Here is a 6,945-nt window from a genome sequence, read left to right on the forward strand (position 1 = left end):
TTATTAATAGTGACACTTAGCACACTCGATTCCGCCAAGCTGGGCAGCTGTCAACTCTTCCACGCCGTATTTTTTGGAAAGCTCGTCATGTATTTTTGTATAATACTCGTTCCCTTCCATTTTTACATTTGTCTTACGGTGACAGTTAATACACCAACCCATTGTTAACGGAGCTTCTTGATGTAAAATCTCCATTTCCTGAACCGGACCATGACATTCTTGACAAGCAATTCTTCCTACCGTTACGTGCTGCGAGTGATTAAAGTATGCGAAATCTGGTAAATTATGAATCCGCACCCATTTTACAGGCTCTGTTTCTCCAGTATATTGTTGATTTTGAACATCCCATCCTACAGCTTTGTAAAGTTTAGCGATTTCTCCATCATAAAATTCTTTTGAATATTCCGCCCCGCCAGTTTCTTCTGCAACCTCTGGAATACTCTTATGACAGTTCATACATACATTTAAGGATGGAATCCCTGATGTTTTTGAAGTTCTAGCCGAAGAGTGACAATATTTACAATCTATTTTATTATCCCCCGCGTGAATTTTGTGCGAAAAGTGAATTGGCTGGATTGGTTGATATCCTTGATCTACGCCAACCTGCATAAGATACCCAAATGCAAAATAAGCAGACGCCAACAACAAGAATACTACAGAAACTAATACTAAAAACTGATTTTTAACAAAGGCTCTCCATAACGGCATCCTTTCTTCCTTCTCTGGAAATTCCACGCCATTTACTGCTGCAATTCTTCGTAACGTTTTATTCACCAAGAACAACATTACAACCAATACTCCAAACACTAGAACAAGCGCCCCAAGTATAATTTCGTTACCTACGCCCCCAGATCCACCATTTTGAGCAGTTGCCGTTCCGGCCCCTGCATCAGTTGGTTTTTTCTCCTCTTTGGGAGCCATGGTATAAGCGATAATATTATCAATATCCTGATCGCTTAGTTGAGGAAAAGCAGTCATTACAGACGGCTTGTACTCATCCCAGAGCTTATTGGCTTCTTCATCGCCAGACTTTATTAAGGCCTGACTGTTTTTCACCCATGCATGCAACCATTCCCTATCATGCTTATCTCCCACACCTCTCAACGCAGGCCCTGTCATTCTTCTGTCTAGATTATGACAAGCGGCACAATATGTATTGAACAAAGATTTTCCTGCTGCAGGATCACCTTGCTGATCTTGTGCAAAAAGAGTCGTTGTAAATGATAGCATTAGCGCTAATCCGATACCTAAAATTCGTGAAGTTGAATTACGGCGTATCACCTTTTTCATATTGGAATATGTATTTTCTATCATAAATTGGCACGATTTTTCCACTGTATCCGTGATAAACCGTTTTTTTAATCCGAGCACAAAAATACGACATAGACTCGATTTGGAAAATGTTAGAGAAGCGTTAATACATAATTTATACTAATTCTAAATAAAAAAAACTGCCTATTAAAAAAATAATAGATTTACATTTGCATAAAACAGCATTCATTATGAGAATATTAGGAAATAAAGACTCTTTAATTTTATTGATTTTTGCCCTTGGTCTATGCAGAATTAGCCATGCACAAAGCAGTGTTAAAACTTCTGAAAAAGAGGGTGTGATTAATGTGGAACAAGACGAAAGACTTAATGAGCTTGTAGCGTACAAAACAAAACTGAACAAAACGGATAACGAAAAGCGTTTTAGGATTCAGATTTACAACGGGACTCTGGAAGGTGCCCAAAAGGCCAAAAGGGTCTTTAACAGCGAGTTCAAGGACCTTGTATGCGACATTGCTTTTGAAACCCCAAACTACAAAGTAAGGGTCGGCAAATTCAGGACCAGACTGGAAGCCGACAGGTATTTGTTGAAAGTAAAAGAGGAATACCCCAGTGCATTTTTGTTGCAGCCATAAACCCCACAAAAGACATAAAAAAAAGAGCGGCTCAATGGGCCGCTCTTTTTTATGTATAAAAGTTTTGCTTATTTAAGCTTTTTCTTCACCTCTACTTCTCTAAAGCTTTCTACTATATCTCCAACTTGGATATCGTTGTAGTTCTTTATTTGAAGTCCGCAGTCATAACCTTTTGAAACTTCTTTCACATCATCTTTAAAACGTTTCAATGAAGCCAATTCCCCGGTAAATATTACAACTCCGTCGCGTATTAAACGCACTCCCGAGTTTCGGTATATTTTACCATCGGTTACCATACAACCTGCAATAGTTCCTACTTTTGAAATCTTGAAGGTTTCACGAATTTCAGCGGTACCGGTTATCTCTTCTTTTAATTCAGGCGACAACATTCCTTCCATTGCATCTTTAAGGTCGTTAATGGCATCGTAAATAATAGAATATGTACGGATGTCTATCTCTTCCCTATCGGCTACAGAACGGGCATTACCCATCGGCCTTACATTAAATCCTATAATAATGGCATCTGACGCGGTTGCCAAAAGCACGTCCGACTCTGTAATTGGTCCAACGGCCTTATGAATGATATTAATATGGATTTCTTCGGTAGAAAGTTTCTGGAATGAATCTGTCAATGCTTCAACAGAACCATCAACATCTCCTTTCAAGATAATATTAAGCTCTTTAAAGTCGCCTAGTGCAATACGTCTTCCTATTTCATCCAAAGTAATATGGCGCTGTGTCCTTACAGACTGCTCACGTTGCAATTGCGTACGTTTGGTAGCAATTTGCTTTGCTTCACGCTCGTCTTCATATACATTAAACTTGTCTCCCGCCTGTGGCGCACCGTCCAATCCTAAAATAGATATTGGTGTTGAAGGGCCCGCTTCTTTGATATCTTTACCGCGTTCATCCTGCATTGCCTTTACTTTACCGCTATGGGTTCCTGCAAGTACATAGTCACCAATTTTAAGGGTACCCGCCTGCACTAACACCGTAGAAACATATCCCCTACCTTTATCAAGGTATGCTTCAACCACGGTACCATTGGCAATTTTGTCTGGATTAGCCTTCAATTCAAGTAGTTCTGCTTCTAAGAGTACCTTTTCTAATAATTCCTGAACACCCTGCCCGGTTTTAGCCGAAATATCCTGCGATTGGATTTTACCTCCCCAATCTTCAACAAGTAAATTCATATTGGCAAGGCTTTCTTTAATCTTATCTGGGTTTGCTGTTGGTTTATCCACCTTATTTATGGCAAATACAATGGGCACTCCTGCTGCCTGTGCGTGACTGATTGCTTCTTTGGTTTGCGGCATGACATCGTCATCGGCAGCAACCACAATAATGGCAAGGTCTGTAACTTGGGCTCCACGGGCACGCATTGCCGTAAATGCTTCGTGACCGGGTGTATCCAAGAAAGCTATTTTTTGGCCATCTTTTAGGGTAACCCCATATGCCCCGATATGCTGGGTAATTCCTCCGCTCTCACCAGCAATTACATTTTCTTCTCGGATATAATCCAACAAAGATGTTTTACCGTGGTCTACGTGACCCATTACGGTTACTATTGGTGCACGTGTTTCTAAATCTTCAGGATTATCGACTTCTTCTACAGTAGTCTCTTCTATATCGGTTGTTATAAATTCTACTTCATAACCAAACTCATCGGCAATAATGGTCAATGTTTCAGCATCCAGACGCTGGTTCATGGTTACCATCATCCCTAACGACATACAAGCCGATATAATTTGAGTAACAGGTACATCCATCAAGGTTGCCACTTCGCTCACGGTAACAAACTCTGTAACTTTAAGCACCTTGTTTTGTGCTTCTTGCTGAGCCTGTTCCTGTTCGGATTTTTGTCTGTGGAAATCTCTTTTTTCACGACGGTATTTAGCGCCTTTGGACTTACTGGATTTTCCTTGAAGTTTTTCAAGGGTCTCCCTAACCTGCTTTTGAACCTCTTCTTCGGTTGGCTCGACTTTTTCTACATGAGAACGTCGTCCTTTGCCTCCGCGCTGGTTTCTGTTGTCTTTATTGAATCTTCCTCCACCGTTGTTATTTGGTCTTGGCCCTCTATTATTGTCTTTACTTATTCTTCTGCGACGTTTTTTCTTGTCGTCTGAAGCATTGTTCGAGCCTTTTTTATCACCTTCTTTTGAAGTTTCTTTTTTCTTTTTAGGCTTATTGAACTGCGATAAATCTATTTTTTCCCCTGTAAAGTTAGGTCCTGAAAGCTTGGTATATTTTGTTTTAACCTGTTCAGAATCTACTTCTTCGCCGTCTACAATTACTTTTTTTGTTTTAACCGGAGCTTTAGGCTCTTGCTTTACAACAGGCTTCTCTTCTGCTTTTGGCTTGGGAGGCTGCTGTTGTTTTGTCTTTTCGGTATCTTCCTTCTTGGCAGAAGGCTCCGTTTTTTTAGCTTGGGGTGCCTTCTCTTCCGGCTTATCCTGTTTTTGTTCTGGTTCTGCCGGCTTGTCTTCTTTTTTCTCTTTTTGCTGAGGCGTGTCTACTTTATCGGCTGGTTTTGGCGCTTCTTCTTTTTTCTCTGTGGCCGGCTCTTCTTTTTTATCGTCTTTATCGTCGAGGTCGATTTTTCCTACGGTTTTTGGTCCCGATAAATTTGCTTTAGCCCTGACCACTTCTTGCTCTTCCTGCTTTTGGCGTTTTAGCTCGTTTTCTTTTTCCAACTCCTGCCTGATCGCTTCTTTTTCTTTACGCTTTTCCTCTCCAACCTCTTTAGAAGCTACTTTTTTGCTTCTGTCTGTTTGAAATTCGTCCAAGAGCACGTTGTACACTTCGTTGGTTATTTTTGTGGTAGGCCTGGCCTCCACTTCGTAACCTTTGGCCGATAGGTGCTCTACCGCCCTGTCCAACGAAATGTTTAACTCTCTTAAAACTTTATTTAGCCTCAATTTTGCGCTTTCAGCCATACAATATTTGTTATCCTAAATTTTATTTTCCCTAAAAATTAGTCTTCAAATTCTTCTTTAAGAATTCTGACCACTTCCAAAATAGTTTCCTCTTCCAGGTCTGTTCTTTTTACTAAATCGCTTACATCCTGATCGAGCACGCTCTTGGCAGTGTCGAGACCAATTTTTCTAAATTCATCTATAATCCATGCTTCAATTTCGTCTGAGAACTCTGTTAACTCAACATCTTCCTCGACTCCTTCGCGAAGCACATCTATTTCGTAACCGGTTAATTGCCCGGCTAAACGTATGTTAAAACCACCTTTACCAATGGCTTTGGAAACCTCTTCGGGTTTTAAAAGCACTTCGGCATGTTTGGTTTCATCGTTCAAAGTTACTAAACTTACCCTTGCCGGGCTCAACGCCCTGCTGATAAATAACTGTGGGTTATTGGTAAAGTTAATAACATCTATGTTCTCGTTCCCCAATTCGCGGACAATTCCATGAATCCTAGAACCTTTCATACCTACACAGGCCCCTACCGGGTCTATACGGTCGTCGTATGAATCTACGGCTACTTTTGCTTTTTCGCCGGGTATCCTCACTACTTTCTTCACGGTAATAAGCCCGTCGAAAACCTCGGGGATCTCCTGTTCGAATAGTTTTTCAAGGAATTCGGGAGCTGTTCTCGACATAATAATCATCGGTTTATTTCCCTTGAGCTCCACACCTTCTATTATACCGCGTACATTTTCTCCTTTTCTAAAAAAGTCTGAAGGTATTTGTTTATCCTTCGGAAGGATAATCTCGTTTCCTTCATCATCCAACAAAATAACAGCTTTATGACGAATATGGTGTACTTCGGCAGTATATATTTCTCCGATCAGGTCTTTAAACTGCTTGTATATTGTTGTATTGTCATGTTCATGAATCTTAGAAATAAGGTTTTGCCTTAATGCCAATATCGATCTTCTTCCCAGGTCTATAAGCTTCACTTCTTCGGATACATCTTCGCCCACTTCAAAATCGGGTTCGATTTTTCTAGCCTCCGTAAGTGATATTTCCTGATTATCGTCTTCTACTTCATCATCGGCAACAACAATCCTATTTCTCCAAATCTCTAAATCCCCTTTATCCGGGTTTATAATGATATCAAAATTATCATCAGAACCAAACTTTTTCTTTAGCGCATTTCTAAATACATCTTCCAAAATGGCCATTAAGGTTACACGATCTATGAGTTTGTCGTCTTTAAACTCAGAAAATGATTCGATCAATGCAAGATTTTCCATGTCAATTTCTTAATTAAAATGTTATCATCACTTTAGCTTCCATAATATCCGCAAAAGGGATTTCTTTTTCATACTTTACCGTTACTTTTCCCTTACCTACAGGCTTGGGTTCACGGGCTTTCCAGCTCAATGCTATACCGCTCTCGGCTACATTGGTTAGTTCTCCTTCAAATTTTTCCTCGGCGGTTTTAACCTGAAGTTTCCTTCCTTTGTTTTTATTGAATTGCCTATTGTTAACAATGGGTTCTGTTGCCCCAGGGGAAGTTACCTCTAAAGAAAAATCTATTTCTTCCCTGTCGAGGTTGTGCTCCACATGCCTGCTTACGGCAATACAATCTTTTAAAGAAACTCCGTTGTCCCCGTCTATAATTACCTTGATTTTGTTATCTGGAGTTATAGAAAAGTCGATCAAGAACAACGATTTGTTATCTTCAAAAACTTCGTTTAAAAGCGCTGTTACTTTTTCCTTCAACATCTAAGATTAGTATAAAAAGAGGGGACTTTTTGTCCCCTCTGAAATAGATTATTCACTTTCAACGGTGCAAATATACAATTTTTTTTAAACCTATAAATACTTCGCCCAAAGTAATTTATTATGTATCAAATTCTTCTAAGAAAACTTCGAGAAACCATTGTGGTTAAGCATAGGTAGATTGGTTGAATACTGGACGGGATCAGCACTAAATATTATCTGCTCGATATGCGTAATGCATTACAAAGAAGTTTCCAAAAAAACCACCCCTTTTTGCGTCTCTACTTTGTTTAATTTCATCTATATCAGTATGGATTAATTTAAACTTAGTTAATTCCTATTAATATTATCTGTATTAT

At 39.6% G+C, this 6,945-nt stretch carries 5 protein-coding genes; 1 reads left to right on the plus strand and 4 read right to left on the minus strand.

Annotated elements, in window-relative coordinates; translation table 11 throughout:
- Window positions 1-3 precede the first annotated feature (3 nt).
- Window positions 4-1,290, minus strand: a complete 1,287-nt coding sequence (locus tag UXI14_RS15420) for a c-type cytochrome (protein WP_335966892.1) — start codon at window positions 1,288-1,290, stop codon at window positions 4-6.
- Between the two features lie 212 nt (window positions 1,291-1,502).
- On the opposite strand from UXI14_RS15420, the gene UXI14_RS15425 reads away from it, so the two are divergent.
- Window positions 1,503-1,907 carry an SPOR domain-containing protein gene (locus UXI14_RS15425; protein WP_335966889.1) on the plus strand — a complete coding sequence of 135 codons (405 nt, stop codon included), beginning with the start codon at window positions 1,503-1,505 and terminating at the stop codon, window positions 1,905-1,907.
- A 68-nt stretch (window positions 1,908-1,975) separates the two neighbouring features.
- Here UXI14_RS15425 and infB read toward each other — a convergent pair whose 3' ends face one another.
- From infB to rimP, 3 genes are read right to left on the minus strand one after another with little or no spacing between them, the layout of a single operon-like run.
- Complete coding sequence (gene infB, locus UXI14_RS15430; RefSeq protein WP_335966890.1) at window positions 1,976-4,843, minus strand: translation initiation factor IF-2; 2,868 nt, start codon at window positions 4,841-4,843, stop codon at window positions 1,976-1,978.
- 38 nt (window positions 4,844-4,881) lie between these two features.
- Window positions 4,882-6,114 carry a transcription termination factor NusA gene (gene nusA, locus UXI14_RS15435; protein ID WP_277900291.1) on the minus strand — a complete coding sequence of 411 codons (1,233 nt, stop codon included), beginning with the start codon at window positions 6,112-6,114 and terminating at the stop codon, window positions 4,882-4,884.
- A 13-nt stretch (window positions 6,115-6,127) separates the two neighbouring features.
- Entirely contained in the window at window positions 6,128-6,589 is a 462-nt protein-coding gene (gene rimP, locus UXI14_RS15440; RefSeq protein ID WP_335966891.1) for a ribosome assembly cofactor RimP, read from the minus strand.
- Window positions 6,590-6,945: the final 356 nt, after the last annotated feature.

This window comes from Galbibacter sp. PAP.153, assembly GCF_037029175.1.
Taxonomy (GTDB): Bacteria; Bacteroidota; Bacteroidia; order Flavobacteriales; family Flavobacteriaceae; genus Galbibacter; species Galbibacter pacificus.